Genomic DNA, 513 nt, shown 5'->3' with positions numbered 1-513 from the left:
CAGCGGAACATGAACACCCTCCGCATCCAGACCATTATTGACAAGGAGTGGGCTGAGGTCTTCAAGAACCGGCTGGTGCTCTTCATCGTGCTGGCCCTGCCACTGTTGCTGACGGTCCTGCCGCTCGCCATTCTGGCCGGCGCGCCCGGCCTGACGGCCCCCGACGGCAACATCTCCGACCTGCCGCCCAGCATGTTGCGCGCCTGCGGGCCGCTCACGCCGGGTGAGTGCCTACAGGTCTACATCGTCAACCAGTTCCTGACCCTGTTTATGATCATGCCGCTCTTCATCCCGATTACGATTGCGGCCTACAGCGTCGTCGGCGAGAAGACCACGCGCAGCCTGGAGCCGCTGCTGGCCACGCCCATCACCACCGAGGAACTGCTGGCGGGCAAAGGGCTGGCCGCCGTCATCCCGGCGGTGCTGGCCACTTGGCTGGGCTTCGCCATCTTTGTCGCCGGCGTCCTTCTCTTGCGCGCGCCGCCCGCCGTCGTCCTCAACCTGTTCAGCCCG

General features: G+C 65.7%; 1 protein-coding gene. It reads left to right on the top strand.

Features of this window, described 5'->3' with window-relative positions; all coding sequences use genetic code 11:
• Positions 1-9: 9 nt before the first annotated feature.
• A partial coding sequence (locus NZU74_20875) for an ABC transporter permease subunit (protein MCS6883775.1) occupies positions 10-513 on the top strand: 504 nt, incomplete at its 3' end.

The sequence above is a fragment of the Chloroflexaceae bacterium genome (assembly GCA_025057155.1).
Classification (GTDB): domain Bacteria; phylum Chloroflexota; class Chloroflexia; order Chloroflexales; family Chloroflexaceae; genus JACAEO01.
This window is presented reverse-complemented; position numbering and strand designations above follow the sequence as displayed.